26 protein-coding genes are annotated in these 26,717 nt (G+C 44.7%); 1 reads left to right on the forward strand and 25 read right to left on the reverse strand.

Features of this window, described 5'->3' with window-relative positions:
• Positions 1-3 precede the first annotated feature (3 nt).
• The 5 genes from ACX9NY_RS11330 to ACX9NY_RS11350 all read right to left on the reverse strand — a co-directional run bounded on the left by ACX9NY_RS11330 (position 4) and on the right by ACX9NY_RS11350 (position 6,329).
• Positions 4-885, reverse strand: coding sequence for a carbohydrate ABC transporter permease (locus tag ACX9NY_RS11330; RefSeq protein ID WP_339241899.1), 882 nt, complete (start codon positions 883-885; stop codon positions 4-6).
• Positions 886-1,173: 288 nt separating this feature from the next.
• Positions 1,174-2,490 (reverse strand): ABC transporter substrate-binding protein, encoded by a 1,317-nt coding sequence (locus ACX9NY_RS11335; RefSeq protein ID WP_472478613.1) that lies wholly within the window; start codon positions 2,488-2,490, stop codon positions 1,174-1,176.
• A 170-nt stretch (positions 2,491-2,660) separates the two neighbouring features.
• On the reverse strand, positions 2,661-3,512 hold the full coding sequence (locus tag ACX9NY_RS11340; RefSeq protein WP_472478614.1) for a response regulator transcription factor: 852 nt from the start codon (positions 3,510-3,512) through the stop codon (positions 2,661-2,663).
• Between the two features lie 23 nt (positions 3,513-3,535).
• On the reverse strand, positions 3,536-5,356 hold the full coding sequence (locus ACX9NY_RS11345; protein WP_472478615.1) for a cache domain-containing sensor histidine kinase: 1,821 nt from the start codon (positions 5,354-5,356) through the stop codon (positions 3,536-3,538).
• Between the two features lie 205 nt (positions 5,357-5,561).
• Entirely contained in the window at positions 5,562-6,329 is a 768-nt protein-coding gene (locus ACX9NY_RS11350; protein ID WP_472478616.1) for a helix-turn-helix domain-containing protein, read from the reverse strand.
• Positions 6,330-6,480: 151 nt separating this feature from the next.
• Between ACX9NY_RS11350 and ACX9NY_RS11355 the strand changes: the two genes are divergently transcribed.
• Positions 6,481-8,757, forward strand: a complete 2,277-nt coding sequence (locus tag ACX9NY_RS11355) for an FAD-dependent oxidoreductase (protein WP_472478617.1) — start codon at positions 6,481-6,483, stop codon at positions 8,755-8,757.
• 171 nt (positions 8,758-8,928) lie between these two features.
• Here the strand turns inward: ACX9NY_RS11355 and bglB are convergent, their stop codons facing one another.
• The 20 genes from bglB to ACX9NY_RS11455 all read right to left on the reverse strand — a co-directional run bounded on the left by bglB (position 8,929) and on the right by ACX9NY_RS11455 (position 26,404).
• Positions 8,929-9,999: a beta-galactosidase BglB gene (bglB, locus tag ACX9NY_RS11360; RefSeq protein ID WP_472478618.1), complete on the reverse strand. Its 1,071-nt coding sequence runs from the start codon at positions 9,997-9,999 to the stop codon at positions 8,929-8,931.
• Between the two features lie 34 nt (positions 10,000-10,033).
• The gene (locus ACX9NY_RS11365) at positions 10,034-12,589 is read right to left on the reverse strand and encodes a hypothetical protein (protein ID WP_472478619.1); all 2,556 of its coding nucleotides are present in this window, start codon (positions 12,587-12,589) and stop codon (positions 10,034-10,036) included.
• A gap of 5 nt (positions 12,590-12,594) precedes the next feature.
• Positions 12,595-13,413 (reverse strand): carbohydrate ABC transporter permease, encoded by an 819-nt coding sequence (locus ACX9NY_RS11370; RefSeq protein ID WP_472479270.1) that lies wholly within the window; start codon positions 13,411-13,413, stop codon positions 12,595-12,597.
• Between the two features lie 5 nt (positions 13,414-13,418).
• A complete protein-coding gene (locus ACX9NY_RS11375; protein ID WP_339241882.1) occupies positions 13,419-14,324 on the reverse strand; it encodes a carbohydrate ABC transporter permease in 906 nt (301 codons plus the stop codon).
• Between the two features lie 92 nt (positions 14,325-14,416).
• Positions 14,417-15,688, reverse strand: coding sequence for an ABC transporter substrate-binding protein (locus ACX9NY_RS11380; protein ID WP_472478620.1), 1,272 nt, complete (start codon positions 15,686-15,688; stop codon positions 14,417-14,419).
• A gap of 22 nt (positions 15,689-15,710) precedes the next feature.
• Positions 15,711-16,592 (reverse strand): AraC family transcriptional regulator, encoded by an 882-nt coding sequence (locus ACX9NY_RS11385; RefSeq protein WP_339260627.1) that lies wholly within the window; start codon positions 16,590-16,592, stop codon positions 15,711-15,713.
• Positions 16,593-16,827: 235 nt separating this feature from the next.
• Positions 16,828-17,628 carry a phosphotransferase gene (locus tag ACX9NY_RS11390; RefSeq protein WP_472478621.1) on the reverse strand — a complete coding sequence of 267 codons (801 nt, stop codon included), beginning with the start codon at positions 17,626-17,628 and terminating at the stop codon, positions 16,828-16,830.
• Between the two features lie 17 nt (positions 17,629-17,645).
• Entirely contained in the window at positions 17,646-17,921 is a 276-nt protein-coding gene (locus tag ACX9NY_RS11395) for a hypothetical protein (protein ID WP_472478622.1), read from the reverse strand.
• 177 nt (positions 17,922-18,098) lie between these two features.
• Entirely contained in the window at positions 18,099-18,638 is a 540-nt protein-coding gene (locus ACX9NY_RS11400; protein WP_472478623.1) for a GNAT family N-acetyltransferase, read from the reverse strand.
• 207 nt (positions 18,639-18,845) lie between these two features.
• Positions 18,846-20,033 (reverse strand): glycoside hydrolase family 5 protein, encoded by a 1,188-nt coding sequence (locus tag ACX9NY_RS11405; RefSeq protein WP_339260625.1) that lies wholly within the window; start codon positions 20,031-20,033, stop codon positions 18,846-18,848.
• A 289-nt stretch (positions 20,034-20,322) separates the two neighbouring features.
• The gene (locus ACX9NY_RS11410; protein ID WP_472478624.1) at positions 20,323-21,351 is read right to left on the reverse strand and encodes an alpha/beta fold hydrolase; all 1,029 of its coding nucleotides are present in this window, start codon (positions 21,349-21,351) and stop codon (positions 20,323-20,325) included.
• A 49-nt stretch (positions 21,352-21,400) separates the two neighbouring features.
• Complete coding sequence (locus tag ACX9NY_RS11415; RefSeq protein WP_472478625.1) at positions 21,401-22,039, reverse strand: hypothetical protein; 639 nt, start codon at positions 22,037-22,039, stop codon at positions 21,401-21,403.
• On the reverse strand, positions 22,036-22,569 hold the full coding sequence (locus ACX9NY_RS11420) for a GNAT family N-acetyltransferase (RefSeq protein WP_472478626.1): 534 nt from the start codon (positions 22,567-22,569) through the stop codon (positions 22,036-22,038). Before ACX9NY_RS11420 ends, ACX9NY_RS11415 begins: the two co-directional genes overlap by 4 nt.
• Before the next feature lie 42 nt (positions 22,570-22,611).
• A complete protein-coding gene (locus ACX9NY_RS11425; protein ID WP_339241862.1) occupies positions 22,612-23,079 on the reverse strand; it encodes an NUDIX domain-containing protein in 468 nt (155 codons plus the stop codon).
• 24 nt (positions 23,080-23,103) lie between these two features.
• Positions 23,104-23,379 carry a hypothetical protein gene (locus tag ACX9NY_RS11430; protein WP_339260617.1) on the reverse strand — a complete coding sequence of 92 codons (276 nt, stop codon included), beginning with the start codon at positions 23,377-23,379 and terminating at the stop codon, positions 23,104-23,106.
• A gap of 84 nt (positions 23,380-23,463) precedes the next feature.
• A complete protein-coding gene (locus tag ACX9NY_RS11435; RefSeq protein ID WP_339260615.1) occupies positions 23,464-23,907 on the reverse strand; it encodes a GNAT family N-acetyltransferase in 444 nt (147 codons plus the stop codon).
• Between the two features lie 3 nt (positions 23,908-23,910).
• Positions 23,911-24,498: a P-loop NTPase family protein gene (locus ACX9NY_RS11440; protein WP_339241859.1), complete on the reverse strand. Its 588-nt coding sequence runs from the start codon at positions 24,496-24,498 to the stop codon at positions 23,911-23,913.
• 145 nt (positions 24,499-24,643) lie between these two features.
• Positions 24,644-25,141 (reverse strand): GNAT family N-acetyltransferase, encoded by a 498-nt coding sequence (locus tag ACX9NY_RS11445; RefSeq protein WP_339260611.1) that lies wholly within the window; start codon positions 25,139-25,141, stop codon positions 24,644-24,646.
• A 26-nt stretch (positions 25,142-25,167) separates the two neighbouring features.
• Entirely contained in the window at positions 25,168-25,497 is a 330-nt protein-coding gene (locus ACX9NY_RS11450; RefSeq protein WP_472479272.1) for an NIPSNAP family protein, read from the reverse strand.
• A 64-nt stretch (positions 25,498-25,561) separates the two neighbouring features.
• On the reverse strand, positions 25,562-26,404 hold the full coding sequence (locus ACX9NY_RS11455; RefSeq protein ID WP_472479274.1) for a methyltransferase domain-containing protein: 843 nt from the start codon (positions 26,402-26,404) through the stop codon (positions 25,562-25,564).
• Positions 26,405-26,717 lie beyond the last annotated feature (313 nt).

Raw genomic sequence — 26,717 nt, forward strand, 5'->3', positions numbered from 1 at the left:
TCCTTAATAGTGAACCCAACGTTTCTGTCCAACCCACTGCAATACTGTGAAGACCATGATGATGGCAAAGAGCGCCCAGCTAATGGCAGCAGCGTATCCCATCTCGTAATAGCGGAAGGCATTCTGGTAGATAAAAAGCGACAACACTGTTGTACTGTTTCCCGGCCCACCCTGAGTAATCGCCTGAATAATGCCAAAGTTTTTGATCGTCATAATCAGTCCTGTTATCAGCAGTAAAAAGGTCGTTGGGCTCACAAGCGGCCAGATCACTTGACGAATGGTCTGCCAAGGGCGGGCTCCATCAATCTTAGCAGCCTCAACTAATTCCTCCGGGATCTCCTGCAGAGCTGCTAAATAAATAATCATGTTGTACCCCAGCATGAACCAGATCCAGATGATATCAATCGCATACATGGACCATTCAGTTGTCGATAACCAGCCAGGTGGATTTGTAATACCGATCCCCCGCAAAAAACCGTTAATCGGTCCCGACGTTGGCTGGAACAGCAGCATCCAGACAAAGGCAATCGCAACGCCGCTAGTGATATAGGGCATGAAATAGAGGGCACGCAGTGTTTTTTGCCAGTACACCGACTTGTTCAATGCTACAGCCACGATGAATGCCAACCCCATTGATATTGGAACCGCTAACAGAAATACAAATGTATTTCGCAGCGCTACCCCAAACAGATCATCATTGAACATACGGCGGATATTGTCCAGCCCCACAAAATGTGTCTCCGGGCTCATGAATTTGTAATCGGTGAACATGAGATAGAATGAATAGACAGCCGGTATAATAAAAAACAACAGCACACCAATCATATTGGGCCCAATAAACAAATACCCGAGCCTGCTCTGCCGTTTCATCCAGGATTTATGCATACGCTCCCCCACTCCTTAACATCTGTTCTGAAATAAGCATAACAAGATGTCCTTTCACTTTTAAGGAACATAACCTCTTTCCTGGTATCACAGAACTATGTATTTTGGCAGTGACCTTCGAGATGAAAATAACATGGAATTGTTCTATTCCTTTAGTCCGGATAGCCCTGGCTCATGTCATACCTCTAATGCTCTTTTGGGTCTATTCATCTATTCGTCCAGTGCTTATATAGAAAAGAAAAAAACCGCCCCATTGGGGACGGCCTTCGGACTCATTGCTTTTGCCTTTTATTGATTCTGCTTCAGCCAGTCATTATGGCGTTTGACCATGTTCTGTACCGTAACTTCAGCAGTCTGGTTACCAAGGAAGAACTTTTCATACTCCTGTGCACGCAGATCGACTACCTCTTGCGCAATGCTGCGGACAAATGTAGGGGTCTTGTCACCGTACAACACAAACTCCAGTGACTCTTTGTCATAAGAATCGGCATAATCACCGAGCAGATGATCGATAGCCGTCTGTTGATCAACCGCATTCGAGGACGGCAGACGTCCACCGGCAGCCATCGGCATCATTCCACCATCGGCGTACCATTTCAGGAACTCCCATGCGGCTTCTTTATTTTTCGACTTGGAATTGATCGCGATAAAGTCACCAAGCCCTCCACTCTTCACCATATCTGCTTCCTGTGCAACCAGTCTCGGTACCGGAGCAAAGGCGATTTTCCAATCACGTGGAAACTCGGTCATGTTGTTCGACGTGCGAATCAGCCACTCCCCAATGTTAATCATGGCGGACTCACCACCAAGGAACATGTTCTCCACGGGCATTTTGGAAGTCAGCTGTTCGCCGAGTGGAGGTGTAGTTGCATCCTCCTTCATCATTCCATTCAAAGTCTCCAGCCATTTGGTAACAAGCGGATCGTCGAGATTGGAAGTTCCGTCCGCCTTAACATAACCGTTCTTGACCAGTACAGAATCGAGCGGGTCCACATAGGAAGCGGTATGCTGTACCAAACCGTACTTGAAACCGACATTCTTCAGCTTGAGTGCATATTCTCGGGCTTCATCCCAAGTCCAGGCTGTGGGTACGCTCAGTCCAGCTTGATCAAGCGCTTTCATATTTAAGGCGAAAAAGGCCGCATTTTTCTTGGTTGGCATACCGTAATATTTACCGTCTACTTTCCACGAAGCCGCGTCTTCTCCCATTTTCTCGTCAATGTTGTAGTCCTTGAACTCACCGAGATCCAATGCTGTCCCGCCCTTAATACGTTTATCGAGATTCGTCAGGGTGTAATTGACATATAGGTCAACGTTCTGACCGGTGGACAGTGCCGTATCCAGCTTCAGATTACCGTCGTCGTCATTCACAAACCGCACATATTCCACCTGAATGTCAGGATGCTCTGCATTCCAGGTATCCACAACTTCCTGCGGACCATTCTCCGGCGGCACTGCGCCCCACATGGTAAGCTTCACTTTTCCTGCTGCTGCTCCACCCCCGTTATCTCCACCGTTCGTCTCATTTTTACCAACACAGCCAGCAAGCAAGCCCAGCATCAGCACACCAACGATGAACCCTGTTAATCCTTTTTTGATTCTCATCTGGTCACATGACCTCCCTGAATTGAAGTGATACCTTCCATAACATCGTAGCAGGGACCTTGCTGGGTTCATAAGATACATATCCATGATTCGAATGGAACAAAAATACGGATTTATCCTACCTTATCTAAACACTCGAGTACAAATATTCCTTCTATTCATCCTGTGAGTCACGAGCGATGGCGATACTGACTGGGCGTGCAACCGGTCCAACGCTTGAATATTTTGATAAAATAATTATCGCTTCCGAACCCTACCCGGTAACCAATTTCCTGTACCGGAAGGTCTGTCTCACGCAAGTATTCCGCCGCTTTCTCCATCCGTACCCCATGCAGATAATGAATCAGGGTATGGCCAGTTTTCTTTTTGAACAAAGCACTCACATAATTCTCCCCCATCATCACGTAACGCGACATGGATTTGACGGTAATGTCCTGATCGTAATGCTGCCCGATATACTCAATTATTTTGCTAATCTCCGGATGCTTCACAACCGGCTCACGCACAGGTGTAAATGGAAGATCGATTGCAGACGGCGGCGCGGAAGAGACGGTTAGCGAATCAGTCGATGCAGGCGTAGATGTTAGAACTGGTGTGGATGATGGCTCTTCATGATGCGTTGTCTCTGTCCGGGCTTCAGCTGAGGCTCCCAGTTCCGCACTTACCTTACGGAGTGTATCACGCAACGAATTCACACTCATCGACAGCTTCAGAATATAATTCGAAGCCCCGTACTCCATTGCACGGCGTACATACTCAAACTCCCCCATACAGGTGAGCATCACAAACTTGGTTTTTAACCCGGCCTGACGCGTCTGTTTGAGTAATTCCAGACCATCCATACCCGGCATCACAATATCGGTCAGTACAAGATCAGGTGCATCCTGTAGGATCATGGCAAGCGCTTCGGTTCCATTACCGGATTCTCCGATGACCGTGAAGCCCAGCTCTTCCCAGGAAATAATCTCTCGCACCGACTCTCGTACAAATACCTCATCCTCTACAAGTAATACCTTCCACATGCCAGATTCCCCTCCCCAGTGCGCTAGTCTGATCGCTTCTGTACATAAGGTGTCGACAATAAAAAAGGAATGCTGAACCTGACCAACGTCCCCGGCTTGGTATCGATCACTTCAAGTTCACTTTGGCCTTTGAACAGTAATCGCAATCGTTCCCTGAGGTTGGACAGACCAATCCCCGGACGCGTGCGGGTTGTCTGCTGACGCCGGGATTCCTCCATACCAATTCCGTTGTCTGCTACCTCCAGCATCAGCATTCCTGTGTCTTGCCTATATATCCCGATGCGAATCTGTCCAAGTTGCTCCATTGGTCCCACACCATGATGAATGGCATTCTCCACAAGGGGCTGCAAGCTCAGCTTGGGTACCAGCGCATACTCCAGCTTGTCGTCAAAGTCACAAGTCACCTCAAAGCTATCGCGGTATCGAATCCGCTGGATATGAAGGTAAGCTTGAACCAGTTCAATCTCGTCCTTCAGGTATACCAATTCGACCTGTGAATTCAGGCTGACCTCCAGTAGTTTGCCCAAGGAAACACACATCTCGGAGATCTCCTCATTCCCGCTGCGTATCGCACTCCATTTCATTGTATTCAATGTATTCAAGAGAAAGTGCGGATTCATCTGGGCGAGGAGCATGTGAAAATGTACCGCTTCCTTCTGGCGTTCTTCTGCCTTAAGTCTGTTAATCATCTGATTGGCATCATCCAGCATCGTATTGAAGGTACGCGTCAGCTCCAGTACTTCCCCACGACTGCGGCCTTCGGGAATACGAATCTTGAGGTTTTTGCGGACAACCTCTCTCATCTTATTCTGTAAGTGCGACAAGGGGCGCGTAAATGTAGCCGAGATCATAAAGGCCATCACTACAAATGCGCCTGTGAAGCCAAAAAAGGTCAGAAAGTAACGCTGTTTAAGCTCAGATATCTCTGTAAACAGAATGGACAGCGGAATGCGATTCACTATATACCAGTCCAGTGATTCAATGTACACGTAGTTAATCAGCGTATCCGAGGCTGGATCAGTCAGATAAGCCTGTGCCGGATGCAGAGCTATTTCACGTGTAACTTCCGGGGACAGCGCCGCTGTTTTGGATGATCTGGCTATGGTCTCTCCACTTCCTGTAATAAGATAATACTCCTGATTAGTTTGTGAATCTTTCAACATCGTTTGGAACCAGTACGAGTAATCAATGCTTATCCGAGCCAATCCGTACCGTTTCCCACCGCTATCTTTCATATAGGAATACAGCGACAACAGATACGGGCTGGAGGATAACTCCCGGAGCACAGGATTGGTATCCCGGGCATCCCAGCGATAGAAAAGTTCTTCCGGTTGAAGCGGGTGCGATTCTTTACCCCCTTTTGGAATGGATATTTCTCCAAGACGTTCGCGGAATTGCTCCAGATAAGGGCCATAAGCCAGTGCTGTTTTTGGCAAATACGAAGTGTAAACGCTATCATAAAAATCCAGCAGAGTGAAGTACACCGAGGGATTATATAGAAAGAAACTGTTGTTAATCATCTTGAACTTTTCTTCCACCAGTGACTTGTTCTCCAGCGGCGTACGACTGTCCGGGGAAGTTAGCACACTTCTTACCGCAGAATCCTGTTCCAGAAAAATGAGCGTTTTGAACGCAATGCTCATCTGATCCTCCAGAGAGCGGTACATCTGCACCAGCTGCTCATGGCTCTGTTCACTGATTTTCTGCTCAACCAGGGATTCAATCTGCTGATAATTGTAGACATTCAATGCACTGAACGGCAAGAGAATCAACACCACAAATGCACCAAACAGACGGTATCTGAGCCGCTGTGGCAACCAACGCTTCCAGTTTGGCTTCTTCATTCTTATGTGCTCGCTCCCCTGTAATTAATGACCCCATTATAGCACCTGCCTGCCATTTACAGCCGGAGTCGAATGATTTGCATGGATATGTGTTATTCGTTGCTTGTATCCAAGTGAAATGCACAGATATGTTCTATTGGTGAAAGAACGAATGAATCGATGGTTGATTGGTTGATTGGTTGGTTGGTTCATTGGAACCCTCATCTCACACTTGATGTCGTCTCCGGTACTCCGAGGGGCTGATTCCTATGGTGGACGAAAATACACGGCTCAGATAAAATCCGTTCTCATATCCACATCTCTCGGCGATCTGCGTAAGGGTCAGACGGCTATCTGCCAGTAAGGCTTTTGCCTTTTTGAGACGAATCGCCTTCAGATAATCGGAGGGTGTCTCTTGAAAGGCCTCCCGGAACCTCCGGGTAAGCTGGACCGGACTTAACGCCAGGTGTTCCGCCAACGTTCGAAGACTAACTGCTTCACCTGCCCACTCCTCCAACAACACTGCCGCTTCAGCCATCAGAGCATCCTCCGTGAACTTCGTTTCCATTAGCCTGCTCTGTCTGCGCTCCCATTGGTGCAGTCGCCACAGATCCATCATCAAATGGGTTTTCCATCCTGTTGAAGCCTCATCGTTGTCCTCACTCGCCTGACGAAGGTAGGCATATGTTGAAGCCAGACGCTTTGTATCATTAATTAGAGATTTTCCAATTGGCGGCAGAAGGTTCTCCCCGTCTGTGGTGTTACAAGAGAACTGCATATAGTGAAACGTCAGCGGGGTTACCGTCTCTCTGCGAAAAGCAACGTGGGGTGGGCACAACACCAGATCAGCAAACCCCGCCTCTCCTGTCAGTCCATCAATCTCGTAACGGAATACTCCCTCTTCAACGGCAAAGACCACCCAAGCATCGTAGATATCTTCTGCGAGCGCAAATGTAGCTTTCTTCTTCCAGTAGATGTGATTAAGAAGCTCCATGACACACCTGCCTTTGTTATGAAATAAAGTATATGCTCGATGATAATATAGTGTATTTGAAAAGTAAATATATAGAACTAATATGAAATTATAGATATGAAATATGAAATCTAAGCTTAGGCTCATCCATATTCATGAGAGAGGTGTTTGTATGAAGCACGAACTCGTTAAACCGGATATCACCGTCATCGGAGGCGGGCTTGCGGGCGTATGTGCTGCGATATCTGCTGCCCGGCTGGGCCAACAGGTCGCACTGATACAGAATCGCCCCGTACTTGGCGGCAATTCCAGCAGCGAAGTACGCGTATGGGTCTGTGGCGCTACCGCCCACGGGATTAACCGTTATGCCCGCGAGACAGGCATCATGGGGGAACTATTTGTAGAGAATCAATATCGTAATCCGGAGGGCAATCCTTATCTCTGGGACTTGGTCATTCTGGAAGCCGTCCGAGCTGAATCCAACATCAGCCTGTATCTGAACACGGATGTCCATGAAGTTGAGGCCACAGGGGATGGCGAAGAACGTATGATCACCTCTGTTACCGGGTGGATGATGGGCTCTGAGCGCAAAATCCGATTTGAGAGTCAGATCTATCTGGACTGTACAGGCGATGGACTGGTTGGTTTTCTGGCAGGTGCCAAGTTTGCGCTCGGCCGGGAAGCCCGCAGCGAATATGGTGAAGAATGGGCACCTGAGGTTGCCGATCAGATCACGCTGGGCAGTACACTGCTCTTTTACACCAAGGATACCGGTGCACCCGTCCGTTATATCCCACCTTCTTTTGCCAAGGATATCACACAGACGAGTATTCCAATTCGCCGGGTCATTCGCAGCGGGGATTCCGGTTGTCATTACTGGTGGATTGAATGGGGCGGTGAACATGATACCGTACACGACAATGAGCTGATCCGTGATGAGCTGTCGTCCGTGATCTACGGGATCTGGGACTACATCAAGAACTCCGGGAAATTCGATGCCGATCATATGACGCTGGAGTGGATCGGTTCTCTTCCTGGCAAAAGGGAGTACCGCCGCTTCACGGGTGACCATGTGCTCACCCAGAACGATATTATCAGCCAGCAGGAGTTCTCGGATGCCGTAGCTTTTGGCGGCTGGTCCATCGACCTGCATCCCCCGCAGGGCATGTATGCCGAAGCGAGCGGCTCGAAGCATATGCATGCCGATGGCGTGTATCACGTGCCGTTCCGCTCGCTGTATTCCGCGAATGTGCGGAATATGCTCATGGCCGGACGCGACATCAGCGCATCACATGTCGCCTTCGGCACAACGCGCGTCATGGCCACATGCGCGGTCATCGGCGAAGCCGCGGGTACGGGCGCAGCGCTCTGCGCGGCCATGGGGGTGTCGCCGCGCGAGTTGTACGCGAGGCATCTGGCGGCGCTGCAGCAGACGTTGCTGCGGCAGGACGCTTCCATCATCGGGGTGCGCAGCCGCGATGAGCTGGATCTGGCCCGGCGTGCCAAGGCTTCAGCCTCCAGCACGCTGACGGGCATCGCTCTTGAGCAGCCTGGGGAAACGTACCCGCTGGGTGCGGATGTTGCCCTGCTGCTGCCCGTGCAGCCAATGCTCAGCGGCCTGGAGCTGCTGCTGGATGCATCCAGCGATACCGTGCTGACGGTAGAGCTGTGGGATACGGGGCGTAAGGAGAATTACGTCCCCCATACGTTACAAGTTACGGCAACCGTTAATGTTGCAACGGGAACCAGGCAGTGGGTGAAGCTTCCGCTTGAATGGCAACCGGAAGAACCACAGAATGCATTTATTATTATCCGGGCGAATGAAGACGTCTCCCTCTACCATTCCACGGAGGCACACAGCGGGGTGCTGATTTTCTTCCGAACAGAAGAGAACCATGTGTCCAAAAATCTGGAGGATCATGCCACGGATCAGCCCGTTGTATTATGGTCCATGCAGGGGTTGGCGCGTCAGCCATTCTGCTGTCGTACCCTTTCTGAGACGACGGCCTATTTACCAGAAAACACAGTCAACGGTTACCATCGCCCTTACGGCGGGCCACAGCAGTGGATGTCCCAGCCGATGCAGTCTGGCAAGCCGGAATGGGTGCAACTCACATGGGAAGAGCCTCAAGCCTTGGCTGAACTGCACTTGACCTTTAATGATGATGTGAACGAGGATCTGGTTAATCTGCATCACCATCAGACAACATTCCGCGTCATGCCTGAACTTGTACGTGATTATCGGGTAGAGGTATTGAGTCGGTCTGGGGAATGGATTGAGATCGTAAGTGCAGCGGAGAACCGCAAAAGGAAAGTCATTCATCGTCTGGATACAGCTGTGCATACACAAGCGCTTAGGGTAAACATTGACACCACCAATGGCAGCAAGTATGCGGAGTTGATCGAGATTCGGGCCTATGGGGAGTCAACGTTGACAGGCAAGAGCTAAACGCAAAACACATTAAAATAACCCCCTGGTATTCTTATGAATTCCAGGGGGTTATTCCAATGCCTTTAAAGTAGAGAATGTTCATAGGATGATAGAACAAATAAGTGCCCTTTCAAGCAAAGGAGGATAGAGGAATCGGTATCCCTATCCTCTACACAAGCCCGACTTATTTTATTCGGTGGCTGGAACCCACAACCCCTCAATCAGAATAAACAACGTAAGAGCTTGTCCATAGCCCATCGGACTAATCGGTATATCTTTATAGAACTGGGCATCCTGTCCCACAGGGGTCCCGTAGGATACCTGTTGTACAACTCCGTTATCATCAATTTGCCGCAGCACTGCTTCAAGTGCTCTCGTGCCGGTATCGCGATAGGACTCGTCCAAGTATCCGTACCGGATTCCCTTGAGAATCCCGTATCCCATCGCAGCCGTTGCGGAAGTTTCTTGGTAAGAGTGCGGATCATCCAGTACGGTGTGCCACATCCCGTTCTCACTCTGAAGCTTGCTAAGCGCTCTAATTTGAGCGGTCGCTGTATCCAACAGATAGGCCTTCAGCCCATCTTCAATGGGGGCGATATTCAGAAAATCCATAACCCCCGCCGTATACCATGCATTGCCTCTTCCCCAGTGAACTGCGCCATAATTATGATTTTCGTTGAAATCCCAGCCGTGATAGAACAGCCCGGTTTGTTTATTGTACAGGTATTTAATATGCACAAGGAATTGCCGCTTGGCTTCTTCCACATATGCTGTTTTCTTAAAATACACCCCAGCTTTGGCCAGAAATAATACCGTCATAAAAAGGGTGTCGATCAGAATCTGGCCATCGTTGGCGTCTCCTGTGATCATATGCTGGAATGCACCGTCTCCGGTTCGTAGCAGTTCGTCCATAATCCAGCTGCTCCATTCTTCACAGACACGTTCATATTCCTTGTTTCCGGTCAGTTCGCATAGTGAAATCAACGTAAGCAGCGGAGCACAGGTATTCACATTTTTTTCTGGTAACCCCTCCAGCAGCCTTGCATTGTACCATGATTCGAGAAATTCTAGTGCTTCGGCATCCTTCGTGGCTTCATAGAACTGAAGCAGACCATAAAGGCCGACACCTTGCGGCCATTCCCATAGGTGGATGTCGATTAGTCCAATGGGAAATTGTTCGTTGATGCTTGTATTTTTCATCGATTTCATCGCATCGGATACCCTGCTTATTTTCTCCAGAAGAACTTCTTGATTCGGCATGATTGTTTTCACTCCCTAGATTTATTGCTCAGCATCAACGTTTGATGTCCTGTAACTGCAACTGTCCCTTTACGCCATATCCGTCATGTACAACTTCCTCTCCTTGAATAAGAAAAGGCTTGTTCATTCCCCACTGAATGGAACCGTATACCGAGTCGGTCAGGCTAAGCGTCAGGGATGTACTGTCGAAGTGCGGGCTGGAGGAACGAACTGAATTTATAAAATGGCCAAATGATCCGAATTGCAGTTCGTTTCCTGCTCTGATGATCCAGGCATTACGCAATCCAGGAGAAATAAGCTCACGATCTTTTGTCACCCCGTTGGTCTCCATACTCGTCCCGTTGGCTGCATATAGCGCCACATATCCTTTATTCAGACGGGCAAAATACCAGTTCTCATGCTGCACCCATTCTGTGAAAAAGCTCACAGGAAAATAAGCATGTGTCCAATCCGCAGTCTGGTCTGCCGGGATATCAAACATCATTAGAGCGATCCCCTCATGCTGAACAACGTCAGGCAATATCCCGTTTCCAGCCCAAAAGCAAGGCCGTCCATCCCCATGCTTGTATATTTCTGCCGGATGATTCACCCATATCTGCGCTTCAGGAGACAGAGACAGATGGTTGACATGCTCCTGATAACCTAGCTTGCCTGGACGAAAGCGAATGATGGAGGAAAGAGCGTACTCCTCTGTCCGATGATGATAGAGCTTGGCGTAACCTCCCTTGCCCTGCTCATTGGCGAACACCAATTGCTGATTTTCCCCGAGCAACAGATGCTCCTGATAAGCTGCTGGTGGATTGTAATCCGATAAACTCAAAGCAACATTGCTGATTGAATAATTGTTAACATTGCCGATACCATAACCGATCCAGCACATGGAAGTCGTTCCCGCTGCATAACTACCCAGCAGTTCCTTCTCATAGCTGCGGCCAAACGTTGTGGACATGACGCCTTGATGCATCTGAACGGTAATATAATAGAATAGCAGGTCCATTGCCTTTTTCGCTTGCTGCCTGAGCTGCTCATTATGGGCAAATTCATAGATATGTAGCAGCCCCACTGCATCAATAGGAATGTATGCACTTGAATTCCATTCTGCCAATCCTTCATCCAAAAAGCGCTCAAACCATAAGCTAAGCCGCTGCTCCGCTTTTTGACGGTGAACTTCACCGGACTCACCACTGTTGCTGAACGTTTCAGTCCCGAACAGTTGTCCGGCTAACAGCTCATTGGTATGGAATAACAGAGCATGGTTCTCACTGAAGAACCACATCACATCATCACCAGGTTCATCAATCCAATATCGATAGCCCAGAATACTTGCTTTTACCCGATCCCAGAACAATTCACTGAACAGACCGCTATTTCGTTCATCTCTCCAGAGACGAAACAGCCCCACCAGATAGAAGTCACTGCAATCCTTTCGTTGCTCGATCCCCTCCACGCCTTCAAGCAACATATTTTCCGCTTCTTGCAGATTGCCATTTGTTTTTAACATGGCTATAGCCGTATGAATGTTACGACTGCCCTTCTCAGCAATACATTGCAGAGCCAGAGATTTGCGTGCTTCCATATCCGTAGCTTGCTGAGCAGCTTCATCATAACTGGTATCGTAGGATTGACAGCCGAACTTCTTCGTCAATGCTACGTTTGAAACTGAAATCGTCAGCGTGAAGTATACGTAATGATGGCCAATTTCGTTGGTGTGCGCCAGAACCAGATCCGTTTCCTTTTCGACTATGTGTATTGTCTTGTTTTCGGTGCCATCAAAGAAATTGCCATACTGGATATCAACTTCTCTAACGATGTCTGGTAAGGGAAGCGGCAGCTTTAGCTTAATCTGCTCCCCTCTAAAGAGATCCGAAGGAAAATAAGCCTGTTCAAGGGCTTGTTCTGCGTATTTCACGTTTTCTGCCAAATGAGGAGCAATAGGCAAGGAAATTTCCAATTCTTCGTCTCCCAGGTATTCCACCGCAAAAGCATACATGGTATCCCGCTCAGCGAGATCCTCCCAGCAGACATAGATCTCATTGATTCCGGCTACAAGTTCAGCTTTGATAACGATTTCCTGCTCCTTGTTACGCATGAGTGGCGCAAAATCCGTTACCACTCCCCCATTCACCCACAATGTCAGACTGCCATAGGTCTTGATCCGCAAAGAGGCGGTATGAGCAGTCGCAGAAATCAACCTTGTCGCGGCGTAACTGCGCAGATGTGTCGGTACAAACCAAAATCCGGATTGCTCCACCCTTGGATTATTCCAGGGAGAATACAGTGTCCACGGCTTCCCGTTTTCTTCTCCAACGAAGCTGTCTCCCGGGCTAGGAAACTCACTCCATTGGTCAAAAAATCGGTTCACAGGCTGCGTTCTCCTATGTTCTACAAATTCTTTTCTGCATGGATTCTCATGGATGGCAAAGCCATCGATAAGCCAATCATTAATATCTCCCTCCATCGTTGTTGGAACAAAGGCAACAGGCTTCGTATATATGCCACTGATGATCCAATGATTAATGACCTGATGGTGGCCTAATTTCATAGGTTTATAATTCAAGGTATCCGTCCCCTCACGGGTAATATCTGACATTCAACTCATCCTTTCATTCCTGAAGTAATCATACCGCTGACAAAATAACGCTGGAAAACCATAAAAACAATCAGTACCGGAAGCATCGTGATTACGGACATGGCCAGGAGGCTGCCCCAATCTACGTTGTATTCACCAATAAAATTAGAGAGCGCAAGCTGAATCGTATATTTCGATGGATCACTAATAGCAATTAACGGCCATACAAAATCATCCCATCTCCACATGAAGGAGAAGATCGCAAGCACGGCCAGAATCGGCTTCGCTATGGGAAGAATAATGCTCCAGTAAATTTTCCATTCACCGGCTCCATCCATCCGGGCAGCTTCCAGCAGTTCGTCCGGTACGCTTAGCAAGTACTGCCGCATAAGGAACACACCTGTCGGAGTTGCTGCTGGTGGTATAATAATCGCGAGCAGGCTATTATACATCCCAAGTGTACTCAGTACCTTGAAGATAGGGATCATAATGACCTCAATCGGAATCATGAGGGTTGAGATAAAAGCGATTAATATGATCGAGCTTCCACGGAAGCGGTACTTCGCGAGTGCAAAGCCTGCCATGGAGTTGATCAGCAACAACAGCAGCGTTGAGCTCAAAGTTACGATTGTACTATTCATAAAATACAAGCCAAAATTACCTTTTTTGAATGCCTCCCTGAAATGCTCGAAGGTGACTGGATCGGGCCACAACTTTGGAGGAAAGCTGTACAGATCGCTATTCGTTTTCAGGGCAGAAATTACGACCCACAGAACAGGTAGGAGCCACACTACTGCGGCAACACTTAACATACTGTAAATGACGATTTTGACCATAGGTTTCATTACCATCACGTAGCCCCTCCTTTCGATAGACGGAATTGCAGAGCTGAGAATCCGCCAATAAGGATAAACAGTATCACCGACATGGCGCTGGCTAGCCCAAGCTCCTGCCTGTTAAAGCCAATCTCATAGATATATTGAACAATATAGGTGGTTTCCTTGCCCGGCCCACCGCCTGTAAGCGCAAACATAAGTGGGAAGGCTTTGAACGCGTCAATCAGACATAGCATAACAACGAGTAAGCTGGTAGGCTTCAAAAGTGGGAGGGTAATATAGCGAAATACCTTTGTTCCCGTTGCGCCGTCCAAGCGGGCAGCTTCATAATAATCCGTAGGTATGGCCTGCAAGCCTGCGATAAAAATGACCATGAAAAAGCCTGCACGAGACCAAACCGTTGCGATAATCACAGCCGTATTTGCCCAAAAGGGAGAGGTCAGAAAGCCTACAGGTTCCACACCAACCACCGTTAACAGATGATTCAAGATGCCGAATGAATCTCCAAAAATCCACTTCCAGGTCAAACCTACGATAATGTAAGAAATCATGGTCGGCCAGTAAAATACGGCCCTGAAGAACCCCCGCATTCGTATCTCGCGCGCAAGCAGTAATGCAATGCCTAATGCTGCTGCATAGATTAGCGGGACAACAATTGCTGCATAAATCCCCGTTCGTCCGATGGTCGACCAAAATTCCCGATCCCCTATGATTTTGATATAATTCTCCAGCCCGTTGTATTTCATTGGGTTCAATCCATCGTAGACATGGAAAGAATAATAGAGACCCAATAAAGAGGGAAATACGATAAACGTTCCAAAGATCAGGAGGTTGGGAAGTATAAACAGATAAGGAGCAATAACGAGCTTCCTGTTCTGTTTTGCCAGCGTATTCCTGTTTAATCGTTGTCCTTCACTCATCTGCTTGCCCCTTCCTTATGTGTTCATTCGAAAGGGAGGCTCACAGGAATCGTTAAGCCCCCGTTATGCGAATTGTCGTAATGAATTTAGGTTTATTGACTGCCGATAGCCTCGTTAATCAGTTGGGCTGTTCGATCCAAAGCCTCCTGCGGAGTTGCCTTGTCTGACAGAACGTCCATAATGTTATTTTTCAAATCCGTTGAAATTTTGGATATAAGCGTTTGCTTAGACCAGTCATTCGCGGCAAGAGGTGAACTGTTCTTCAGTTCATCCGAGAAAATTTCAAACATCTCCTTGCCAAATTCATAATTTAATACGGAGCTGTCCTTCCGTGGACTCATAAACAATGATTCCTGATTATATTTGGAATTCACTTCTTTGGAGGTTAAATATTCAATGAATTCTGCTGCCTCCTGCTCATAACCACTGCCTTTGAAAGCCATGAGAAACTTCCCGCCGGGCACGGATGAACGTTGTGTTCCTTTCGGCATATAGGTGACGCCCCATTCAAAATCGGTGATATCCTTGTAATTGCTAATCATCCAGTTGCCGGCCCAGTGGGTAGCTACCGTCCCGGAACGGAACAGGTTGTTCGGGTTCTCCCCTCCGAGCCATACCGATTCAGGCATAATTCCATCTTGATGAAGTTGCTTGAACATCTCCATCGAACGGATTCCGGCTTCACTGTTAATGGCCGCCGCACTGCCATCCTCTGTTAAGATACTTCCACCATTCTGGTACAAAAGAGTGGACCATCTATGCGGAGTGACATCCCATACCATGCCATATCGTGCTCCACCTTTGTCCATAACCTCTTTTAATGCAGCGATATATTCTTCCCACGTCCATACCTGATCGGGTGAAGTAGGTACCTTGACGCCCGCTTTATCAAATAAGGTTTTGTTATAAATAAGTCCATTCGCTGTGACGTCCATAGGCGCAGCCACCAGCTTGTCATTCATAACATAATAAGGTTTAAGAGAGTCGATAAATTGATCCTCGAATTGACTGGCACTGTCCACGTAGGGTGTAAGATCAACCGCCTGATTAGCAAATGATCCGGTATCCGTGACCCGGCTTAGGGCAGGTGGCTTTCCACCCGATAACATTGTTTTTAATTTGGTTTGCATGTCCTTGAAACCAACTTCAATCAGATTGATCTTAACCTTGGTATTCGTCTGCTCATATTCTTTAATGATTTCCTTAATGACTTCTCCTTCTTTCCCATCAGAGAACCACAGAAAATCCAGCGTTGATTGTTTCGAATCAGAATTGTTACCTGTATTTCCGCAAGCAGTCAGCACGATGAGTAACATGACCATTACCAGGCTAGTGATGAGCTTAAATGTTGTTCTTCTCGTCATATCAACATCTCCTTGGAAGGGTTTAATGAATTTTGGCTTCGTTGAGCAATTCATTTTTGCGGAACAACTGTGGCGATACACCCACATACTGTTTAAATGCCCTACTAAAATATACAGGTGTATTAAAGCCTAACGTCTCAGATATGGACAAAATCGGTGCATCTGTAGACAGTAATAATTTTTTGGCCTCTGCAACTCTTTTCCGTATTACATAATTGCTTATGGTATATCCCGTCGTCTCTTTGAAAGAGTGACATATATAGTATTTATTCAAATGGAGTGTTTTGGACAGATCATCCAGTGAAACATTCTCTGTGTAGTTCTGGTTTAAATAATGAAGAACCCGGCTTACACTTGTCTGCTTCTGGGAAGAAAATAAAATAGGATCTGCGGATTGCTCACTGGTCGTTTTCCGGTAAATCCGCAACAACAATTGGGTAAGACTTAATTTGACCATTGTTTTGTGTCCTGTATTTCCTGCATCCATCTCCTCCTTGATCCCTTTAAATATACCTGTGATATGTTCACGCTCCTCCAGGGACCAATGCACCAGCAATCCATTGGGATGCCGGAATATGGACATCAGATTCTCCAATTGACTCACAGCAAGCATGTCCAGTAACAATAATTCCGTAAAATTGACGAAACTTCGCTTGTATACGATTTCTCTTGAAGGATTGATCCGATGGGGCACACCCCCTCTGAATATAAACATATCTCCAGGCAGCGGCTTATATATTCGATCACCGATTAAAAAGGTCGCATCTCCTTGGATAAAATAATGAATCTCATACCCGTTGTGCGTATGAACAGGCCATTCATCCTGAAAGTTATCTGCTTCTGATCGCACGTAAACTTCATTTTCCTGTAAAGCAATATTCGTCGGGGTGTGTATGGTTAGCATCAATAAAGATCTCCCTTCCCAGAATATAAATAGCAATATAGTTTAATAATTTACAATGATAGCGCTTTACAATGAATTGTATCACAGTTATTTCAATATAATCCGAACAATATTGCTGTATTGTTGATCACAATTGTTGAAAATGATTAGAAAGGAATTCATAGGGAACGGACGTAGACGACAAAAAAACCGCTGACAGCCCATAGGCTATCACGCGGTCCATTAGCGTTACTTTTCAAATCCATTCATCCCAATGTTTTTCCAGAAAAATAACTTCTTTCTCGTAGTGGGACAGATGGCCCTCTTCAACCATCTTCAGAAAAGCGACATCCCCGTCAGCCGCACGATTAGCCAATGTCTCACACAAGAAACGAATGCGAGACAACACCCATTGCTTCAAATCCGGCGGTACAGTCACTCCGTATGTGCTCATGAATAATTCAATGCGTTCCTTCCGAACGGTTGCGTGCACTTCACTGCAATAAGGGATAACCTCCTTACCACGCATCTGAGTTTGGGGTGAAAAACTCGCCAGCGGAACGCAAGTATATAATGTATAGGCAATATCCCACAGACGTGGACCCGGGCCGACCATATCAAAGTCGATAATCCCCTGTGGCACGCCATCCTTAAATACCACGTTATATAATGCAAAATCGTTATGACACACGACCTCATGTTGCTCCATATCAGAATAGGCATTGCTGGATTGAGCGGCAGTTAGATATGAAACAGTCGCATCATGATAGGTTCTCAAAAGTCTTGCAACTCCCTTAAGCGATTCATCTGACCACATGTACGCTTCAATCTCGGGATAATCATTGCCAGGAACGTGTCCATCAAGATACGAGAGCATTTCTCTTCCTTCCGCATCAACACCGAGATATCGTGGAGCCTGATAAAAGCCTTCTTTTTCAAGATGCACCAGCAACTCCTGCACATAAGGATCAGGTCTGGAACTCCTGCGAACCGTCTCTCCGATTCTGACAACCTGATTCACATTACCTCCCGATAACACTTCCTCCTGTTCGGCCACTCTCATCCCTCCTAATACTATCTTTCTTGGGTATGGTTGCGATTACGACTCTTCTTATAACTCCCCGGAAATCCCGCGACTAATAGTATAAAACCAACCAAAAACATGAAATATACGAGTAAACCTGTTGGATGCTCGTTCATCTGAGCAAACTGGGGTACGTTAGTCCCTCCTGAAGCGTATCCTGCTTCTACTATAGCAACAGATACTCGTATTGAAATTCGCTCCATCGTCGAAATAAACACACTGCCAAGCATGAGGATTACACCCAGAATCTTGTTGATATTGTTCATTTCATGCCTCCTTTTATGATCCGTCCATCATGTTACATCCGCATGATCTACTTCATGTCTTTCGATTCTCCATTCCATATTCCTGCATTTTACATTCAAGTGTTTTCCAACTTCACTCTCATCATAGCAAATAGCGCCGTCATCACTGACGCCGCTGTAGTAAACTCTCTGAATATGTTACGTTGCCACTACATGGTGCAGATCCATATGATGTTCAAAAAAAGTCGATCGTTCCACATGATACAGATCATAGATCTGTTCCTTGGCATTAATGAATTGGTATACATCGGGATACACATCATTGGCTAGTTTCACATAAGGCAGTTTTTCTACCGCTTTTCTGGATCTTATATTTTGCTTTCGAATTTTCATAAATACCGTTTCAATCGCATGTTCCAGAAACATTTCAACCAAAAAGGCTGATTTCGCTCTTTGGCTGTATCCATTACCAAAATACGGGGCTCCAATCCATGTGGCCAAGAAACCCGTTTGCTGCTCGACATGATATAGATCAATGGTACCAATTGGCTGTCCTGTCTCATTCAAAATCGTTCGGGAAATCACTGTTTTTCGCTCTTCTTCGGCCATCAATTGTTTCGTGATAAATAGATATTCTTCATACGATTGACATAGATAACGAACATAAGGCGAAACTGCGGGGTCCATCATCAAACTGTACAATGAATGGCATTCCTGCAAATCACGTTTTTTTAACATTCTGTCTACCACCTAGTCCTTTGAGTTCGCTATATCGAGCAAATTAAGTATATAAAAGGTATTGTGGGATTTGATGAATTCTATATATGGCTTATGTAAAATGAATTGGGAAATATTGTGGATATCACCTCCCGCAACAAAAAAAAACGGCATGTCCCTTTTTCAGGAACACGCCGTTTGCTTGCATGGATTAAGCTAGTTCGTCTATTATTGCATACCTTGCATGATTGCATTAATGATGTTTTGTTGCGTCACGGTATTATTCTGACGGTTAAACAAGGCGAATCCATGTTGACCGTTATGCCCGTTGTCCCAATAAACCGGAACCATTTTGTATTTCTTGGCTTTTGCTGTAACTGCTTTGGCATATGCTGCACGATATACATTGTTGGTTGAATCATACGATGTTTTGTCAATTGAACCGAATTCACCAATCACTACAGGATAGCCTTGAGTGACAAATTTATCGTACATGGACTTGAACTGCGATTCCAAGTAATCCTCTTGTCCCCAAGTAGACTTCTTCGCAGGATTCGTAGCCGTTGCACCCCACTGCGTGATATTACCGTTTTCCTCACCAGCGAAATCCCATGGAGAGTAATAGTGTGCCGAGATCATAATTCTTTTCTGCGAACTAGGAATGGCCGAGGATCTGAAATTATCTGTCGGGAGAACAAAGCCATAATTACCAACGGTGAAGTCAATATTGGTATTCCAGCCTGGAATCAGCAACCATCTGGCATTATTGTTGCCTCCGGTCTGCCTTACCGTGTCCACAAAAATTTGATTGTAGGCGTTCAGATTAGCGTAATACGCCGAATTCGGATTACCATAGTTGCCATCGAACACTTCGTTCATGGATTCGAAAATAAGACGATCATTGTAGTTGCTAAACTTGGTAGCCACCTGCTGCCACACTTTTTTATACTTTTCCTTAATGGCAGTCTGATTGCCACTATTCACGAGCAACCATCCACCCTGTACAGAATTGTAACCATCGCCGTGAATATTGATGATGACATACAGACCTTCATTGTAGGCATAATCTACAACTTGCTGAATTCGATTCAACCATGCCGCATTAATTGTATAATTGGGAGCGCTTCCAATGTTGTTCAAATAGGAGATGGGAATACGAATCGACTTGAAGCCCGCAGCTTTCACTTTTTGGATCAGCGCCGGAGTCACCGTAGGATTGCCCCAAGCTGTCTCACTCGGTGTGCCATTTATCGCTGCTTCCAGCTGATTGCCCAGATTCCAACCTGCACCCATCTCAGCCACCACTTGCGAAGCGTCTGCTGCTGATGCTTTGGGGCTCCATCCGGTAAAGGCCACGGCAGCCACTAACACAAGCGCCAAGCTGCTGATGCTGAATTTCTTCCATTTTTTGAACATAACCATACCTCCGCTTATTCTATTATTTTTAACAAGCAGTGCAGTTAATCTATTGATTCAGATTGAATGATTCGAGAATTCACGCCTCCTTCCCTATCGATCAAACAAATGAAATTTTCGTCTTTCACCAACATAATAACACATTTATGGAAAATAAAGATATATATTTATTGCTCTTTTTTGACGATTTACTACAAAATAATCCATCTATCCGTTTCATTTAATTGCTTGAATATGTTCTTGATCAAAATCAACCATCGAAATATGATCTTGCTGCTCTCCGTGCATCTTAAAATAGCTCAATTAACCAATATAAGAATTTATCTTTCTCTTCAAACTGTGGGTAATGCGCCGATTCGTTAAATACAACGAAATCTTTGATCGGTGCATCGAGTCCTTTGAAATAATCACGTGCTGCATTCGTAGTGGTCATATAATCATATTTACCCATCACAAAATAACTAGGAATCTCCAGATGATCCACAATGTCGGGTAAATTTTGATCAAATGCTTCCCTCAGTAAGATGTCTTGCGAACTGAACATCCCTGAATAAAAGCGAATCATATCCAATCCATTGTATTCGGGATTCAAAAGGAATCCTGAAATATAATCTCTATTCTCATTGATAAGTCTGGCAGCGCCGCCGTACTTTTGCAAAAGAATTCTAGGTGTAAGATCATTTCCTTGCTCAATCGACCCACGAACTAGCTCCAGTTTTTCAACATCCACTTCATTACCGGCTTGTTTCGCTTGTTCTAACGTGTACTCCATGCTCTCCAGTTCGCTCTGAAGCGTATCTGCCATCTGCCCAATGCCAATATACGCGTGAAACTGAGCTGGCGCCTTAGCCGCAGCTTTCATCCCGATGTATGTACCAAATGAATGACCGATTAATATAACCTTTTCTTGATTTAACTCCTTAGATACAACATCACTTAACGCTAACAAATCATCTACTAATACATCTGTTGTCAGATTCGAATAATCCTCAAAAAAGTGATAGGACTTTCCGCTCCCACGTTGATCATAATGGACTACAGTGAAGTGTTGCTCAAGCTCCTTCTGATACTTCCTAACGTAAGGAATCTCCGAGCATCCCGGCCCCCCATGCACAAAAATCAGGATAGGATTACTCCGGTCAACTCCCCTGATCATGACCTCGTGACCTGCGCCGTTGATTTCGATCTGCTCTAACATGCTGATGCTGTTCTCCCCTTTAATTTGGGGTGTCCATGTGGGAAATATCAAAGCAACTATAATCATTAAAATGATACTCAATAAGCTGTACTTAAGTGTTTTACGGATTTTTTTGCACATATAATGCTCCTTAATTACGGGCTTAAACCTATTTATACTGACGCTTTCTCTAGCGTTGCGGATACAACAATTCAATAGAGTCGTTCATCAGTTCTTCTTGGAAAATGTAATTATGATCGGCTCCTATGATACAGAGGATTCGTTTCCCTGGATGAGCTTCAATTGTATTTTTGACTCTCTGAACCATAATCTGATTACGGACAACCCAGCGAAAGTTCTGTGCCTTCGGGTTAATCTGCCCTAACCATGCATATTTTTGTTTGGTTATACGATCGAACTCCTTTGAATTAAAGGGAATTCCCCCAAACCGATACGTGTCCATTTGTTCCGCAAACCAGTCATCATCCCGCTGTTCGAGTTCTTTGCGCTCCTCACTCGAATAACCGTTAAATGGATCAAATGCATTCCACACATCCAATTCAAACCAATCAATAGGCACAAATGGAATGTCCTGCTCTTCGCACAAAGGAAATACCATATCCCAAAACTCGCTTGCCGGTTCTCCCCAGTATCCTCTATCATTTTGGTCCTTCAGATATCTCAACCAACTCTGTGGATGAACTTCACCACAAATGAGATCTGGCTTAAACTCAGTTATCACATTCTTGTAAAGAGAAAGCGAACAATGATATCGCTCCCTGAGTTCTGGATTATGAATCGTGCCAAGTATGCCTACTGTTGTTGTCATGTGCCCAGCTCCTTTATCATGTGTATATCTTTCGGCTCTCTGTCATAAAGTTCCTGATCCATTTCACTAGTAATCTGGCTGCCCTGGCTTCTGTAAAAGGATACCGCTGATCTCGTTTCTGTGGAGGAGATGTACAGATACTGTGCTCCACGTTTCTTAGCCTCTTCACCTAATTGGTTTAGAATACGTTTTCCAACGCCTTGTCTTCTGTAGTCGCGTGAGACATACATCAAGTCAACTTGTAATTGATTTTGCTCACTTCCTCTAAGTTGATGTGCCAGCAATCCAAATCCAATTAACCGCTCCTCAGCAAATGCGCCATATGCCATGCCACCTTGTTCTAATTCGAAGACGTATCGATTTTGAATTTCCTCCAAAAGCTTCTCATCCCAGTTGGAGCACTCATGATTTTGTTTTAGCTCTACCAATTCGTTCTCTCTCATTTCATAGATGAGATCAATATGTTCCGAACGGTCTATTTCCCCCAACTGGTTGACATCTTCAAGGGTCAAAGTCCTATATGTTATCATGGTCGTTGCCATCTCCTTTAGTTTCAGTTCCTACAGATTAAATCAGCTTATTTTAATTACAGGCAACTCATTCAAATGATTTATTTGGATGGTGTACTTCTCTAACTCATGGTTATCAAGTCCATCCCATCTATCCAAGAAATGATAAAACATATCTCCGAAGTTCATCCCTTCAGGCAATACGTCCACAAGTTTTATTTCATCAATCTCCGACTCGGGTAAGCTATCAAGCCAATTAACCTCAGCATAAGAGACCATACCAAAGCTCCCATTCCATTCATATACGCCATAAGGTGTCAATTCAAAATGCACTGCACCTGTCTCTTCATAGAGTTCTCGACTCGCCGTATGTAAAATGGTTTCCCCAATTTCTTTGTTGCCTCCTGGGATCTCCCAACCTCCTCTTTTCCTATTTTTGATAATGATGAATTTATGGTTATATTTAGCGATTATCACTGCAAATTTGATTAACTCTGGATCAAGTTCATCTAGATCAAACCATTGACTCATGGTATCCCTCCAATTACAACATGACTACTCTTTCAAAATATATTGGTTAAACCACTGAAGCGGTAACAAACAATCATCAGATATAATTGTTGTGAATACCGCAACCAATCCTCGCTTTTGGTTAACAAAGATATACTGCCCTCGTCCAACACCCATACCCAAAGCATAAAACGTTTTATTTTCAGCTTCTTCTTCCTCGATGCTTTTCATTATGCGCCAGTGGTAGCTATATAAGGTGTTTGAAGTAAGAGAAGGACTTACACTTCTAGCAATCCAGGCAGCAGAGATGAGTTGTTTCAAGTTCCACTCCCCATTCTGAGCGCCATCCTTTTGTTTCTACAAAGTCACCCTGCGTTACGTCCAATGCCACGTTAAGTTTTCGTCTTACAATCTTTTCTTTAGGAAGTATTGAACAATTCCATCAGGATACTCATCAATTAATCCAAAGACTTTATATCCCATCGTCTTGTAGAATTCAGGAGATTGATATGAAAATGTGCTTGTGTGTGCAAGCTTACATCCTAATTCAGAAGCCATGCTTTCTGCTTGCATGATTAAAGATCTTCCGTATCCTTTCTTTCTGTGTTCCACATCTATCCAAAAATTATCAATATATAATGTTTCACAATATGTAGCACAGAAGATCCCACCCACTGCCTTACCTGTCTCGTCGCGTAAAAAAAGATTTATAGTTTGTCCAGGCTTGTTTAATAACCCATTTGTTTCAGAGACATTATAGTTATATAAGTTATTACAAACGGTTTTATAGTCTTCTTCATGATTACCAAATACGATTTGTAATTCACCCTCATGATTGATATTATTCAATGTTTAAGTCACCTCATTTAGAAAATCATCACATGTATTCTTTGCACGATTAGAATTTTTCACCTTATTGCCAACCTGTAGATCACTAACTACTTCCAAATGATGTTCAATCAACTGTATAACTTGTTTTTTATTCTTAGTGATCATTGCTGTCTTGTTATTTTCGTTAATCACATCTATCGCTGCATCTATATTATATTGATGATTCCACTTCACAATCATCTTGCATAAGTCCTTGAATGACTGCTTGTAATTCGACGGTCGCAAGCCCATTCTGGAGAATACAAACCTCTTTATAATCCGATAATCTATAATGAACACATTTGGGTTTAATACAAAAATTAAATCTGCTTCTTGTATGGATGGTAAAGTCCAATCTTTGTACTGTACTCCTTCCATGATCCAAGCCTCTGAACAGGCAATAGATTGGACGGATTCATCCCTCACACTTTCAGGGTATCTCAGATTTTCGGCGCTTCTGTCCCAGATTAGATTATCTAATTCATAGGAAGGAATACCGTATTTATCCGATAATTCTTTGGCTAATGTTGATTTCCCACTACCGCAAGACCCGATAATTCGTATTCTCATACATATTCTTTCTTCAACAATGCATAGATGTGACCATTTTGGAAACGTTCATTAGAAAAAATATGAAAAATGTCTTGGGAATCACTCTGTTTAATTTCTCTTAACAACATTCTTTTAGTTTCCAGTTCAGGAAAAGGAGTCATTTTCAATTCACCTCAATCGAGTACACCGCTACTTTTTTTCCTATGATGTCTACGTCCTTCTCATGTTTCATGCCATTCTTTTGCGCGACTTTCATAGAACCCACATTGCCATGTTGAATCAACGATATCAACCGTCTCTGTTTCAAGTGACCCATGCCATATTCCTTCCATGCTTTAGCTTGTTCATATCCGTAACCCATTCCCCAGTATTGCTCCATAACCCAGTAACCAACTTCAAGCTCGTCCGTGCCTTCAATGAGCTGCGGAATCAGTCCAGAGGTTCCAATGCACTTGTGATCCTCTTTATTGAATGCAAGAAACAGCCCCTTATCGTTTTTATTCCAGTTGATGAACTTTTCCAGGCTTTGCATCGTTTCTTCCTTCGTCCAGGGTCCTCCATGTCTTATAAATTTCATCATATTTGGCTCACGTGTCATCTCAAAAAGTAAATCAAAATCATTTTTGGTATATTTCCGAAATATAAGTCTTTCTGTCTCCATCTTCTCTCATCTCCTTCTTCATTTTTTCACTTCAAAATCGTTTGTTCGCGATCTACTGTCGATGTGAAAAATGCTTGCCAAATTTCTTCTCGAAATACTTCTTTATACCGATGTCTTCCGATCTGATCAAAATGAGCTTGAACGCGCTTTACGTGTTCTGTATCTGATTTTATATTTTTCTCAATCTCTTCGTATTGTTCAAGGGTATCGTATTCCCACATCGCAAAAATCTCACTGGTTTCATCATCTATGGGTGTATGCCATCTTCCAATAAGTCTTGATCCGTATTTCAATTGGGATGGCAGCAAAATATCATTAAATAGAGCATTAAACTCTTCTACAAAAGAAGTCGCAATAACATAGGTTTTTCTCCTTTATATCATCCTCTGTACCTCCTTATGAGTATTAGAAACTATAGGCTTATCTCGTTACGATTCCCGATGTAATTTTCATGTTCGGAGCGTAGGTTAACCATGAGCTCTCATTAAACTCCCTAGCAAACACATCCTCTGCTTCATATTGTCTATTCGCTTCGTCTGAATGAAGTCCTCTTTCAACCAATTGAGTAACAACTTCATGCCTTGCATTGTTTTTTTGTCCCAGCCCTTCTTCCTTTAATGCGTGAAAAAGTCTTTGCTTATCTGAACCTGGCATGTTTTGATCTAAGAAGTTAACCTTGTCACTCACCCGGCATTCTACATTTCTCAACCCAAGTTGGCTAAGCAGGATTGGAAGCTTCATACCGATATTTCCGTCTTTACCATTCCGTTTGCTATCCTCCTCGAATAATTTTTGGAGAATACCTAACTGGATAATATTGGATTGATCAAGTCCATGTAATTCATAGTTTGACATATTAGCGATCCAATGGGGTTCAAAACATATCATTATACCCTCATCTACTACACTTTCGATCATCTTCTGAAGAACGGTGATAGGCTCTGTCATATGTAATAAGAAGGCATGACTTATTGCAACATCGTATTGACGTTTCACTTTTACTGTTTCAATGTCATCTACAATAAAAGTCGTTTGATAAGAGGTCTTTGAGAAAAACTCTCTGGCCTGTTTAATCAATTCCTTGCCTTTGTCTAATCCGGTATAGGTTGATCCTTCGGGTAATAAAGGAAGCAGTTTCAACCCAAGATAGCCATAACCACACCCATAGTCGATAAGATCTACTGGATTTTCAATCTTCCATACACGTTGAACCAAAAATTCGAGATAATCATCGTTATAATATAACCAACGCGTATTTCTCAGATATTAAATTTGGTCATCCCAATAGTAATCAGACAAGGTGAGATTCCTCCTTCATAAGATGTAATCGTATTCATAAACAGTCAAATATCATTGAGGAAAATGATTAAAGTGTGTCTTCAAGTTCAAGCAATTTTCTAAGGAACACAGGACATCTTATTGAGCCTTCAGGTCCTCTTTGAAAATTATAAGGAACTTGAGACATCTTTTTTCCCAAAATCACCTGACAAAAACGCTATAAAAGGCTATTTATGCTGATATAACGTGTCTCAGATTCCTTAGATTTCGAAGGGCTTATCAAATTCCCGAATAAGAC

It is taken from the genome of Paenibacillus sp. CB74, assembly GCF_055687625.1.

Coding starts and splice junctions, on each gene's coding strand:
- ACX9NY_RS11330 (WP_339241899.1), bottom strand. CDS start 885: ATGCATAAATCCTGGATGAAACGGCAGAGCAGGCTCGGGTATTTGTTT.
- ACX9NY_RS11345 (WP_472478615.1), bottom strand. CDS start 5,356: ATGAAGAAGCCAAACTGGAAGCGTTGGTTGCCACAGCGGCTCAGATAC.
- ACX9NY_RS11340 (WP_472478614.1), bottom strand. CDS start 3,512: ATGTGGAAGGTATTACTTGTAGAGGATGAGGTATTTGTACGAGAGTCG.
- ACX9NY_RS11420 (WP_472478626.1), bottom strand. CDS start 22,569: ATGATAACATATAGGACTTTGACCCTTGAAGATGTCAACCAGTTGGGG.
- ACX9NY_RS11355 (WP_472478617.1), top strand. CDS start 6,481: ATGAAGCACGAACTCGTTAAACCGGATATCACCGTCATCGGAGGCGGG.
- ACX9NY_RS11370 (WP_472479270.1), bottom strand. CDS start 13,413: ATGAAACCTATGGTCAAAATCGTCATTTACAGTATGTTAAGTGTTGCC.
- ACX9NY_RS11415 (WP_472478625.1), bottom strand. CDS start 22,039: ATGACAACAACAGTAGGCATACTTGGCACGATTCATAATCCAGAACTC.
- ACX9NY_RS11375 (WP_339241882.1), bottom strand. CDS start 14,324: ATGAGTGAAGGACAACGATTAAACAGGAATACGCTGGCAAAACAGAAC.
- ACX9NY_RS11350 (WP_472478616.1), bottom strand. CDS start 6,329: ATGGAGCTTCTTAATCACATCTACTGGAAGAAGAAAGCTACATTTGCG.
- bglB (WP_472478618.1), bottom strand. CDS start 9,999: ATGCCGAATCAAGAAGTTCTTCTGGAGAAAATAAGCAGGGTATCCGAT.
- ACX9NY_RS11385 (WP_339260627.1), bottom strand. CDS start 16,592: ATGCTAACCATACACACCCCGACGAATATTGCTTTACAGGAAAATGAA.
- ACX9NY_RS11405 (WP_339260625.1), bottom strand. CDS start 20,033: ATGTTCAAAAAATGGAAGAAATTCAGCATCAGCAGCTTGGCGCTTGTG.
- ACX9NY_RS11365 (WP_472478619.1), bottom strand. CDS start 12,589: ATGTCAGATATTACCCGTGAGGGGACGGATACCTTGAATTATAAACCT.
- ACX9NY_RS11380 (WP_472478620.1), bottom strand. CDS start 15,688: ATGACGAGAAGAACAACATTTAAGCTCATCACTAGCCTGGTAATGGTC.
- ACX9NY_RS11395 (WP_472478622.1), bottom strand. CDS start 17,921: ATGAACAATATCAACAAGATTCTGGGTGTAATCCTCATGCTTGGCAGT.
- ACX9NY_RS11440 (WP_339241859.1), bottom strand. CDS start 24,498: ATGAGAATACGAATTATCGGGTCTTGCGGTAGTGGGAAATCAACATTA.
- ACX9NY_RS11425 (WP_339241862.1), bottom strand. CDS start 23,079: ATGAGTCAATGGTTTGATCTAGATGAACTTGATCCAGAGTTAATCAAA.
- ACX9NY_RS11445 (WP_339260611.1), bottom strand. CDS start 25,141: ATGGAGACAGAAAGACTTATATTTCGGAAATATACCAAAAATGATTTT.
- ACX9NY_RS11335 (WP_472478613.1), bottom strand. CDS start 2,490: ATGAGAATCAAAAAAGGATTAACAGGGTTCATCGTTGGTGTGCTGATG.
- ACX9NY_RS11400 (WP_472478623.1), bottom strand. CDS start 18,638: ATGTTAAAAAAACGTGATTTGCAGGAATGCCATTCATTGTACAGTTTG.
- ACX9NY_RS11410 (WP_472478624.1), bottom strand. CDS start 21,351: ATGTGCAAAAAAATCCGTAAAACACTTAAGTACAGCTTATTGAGTATC.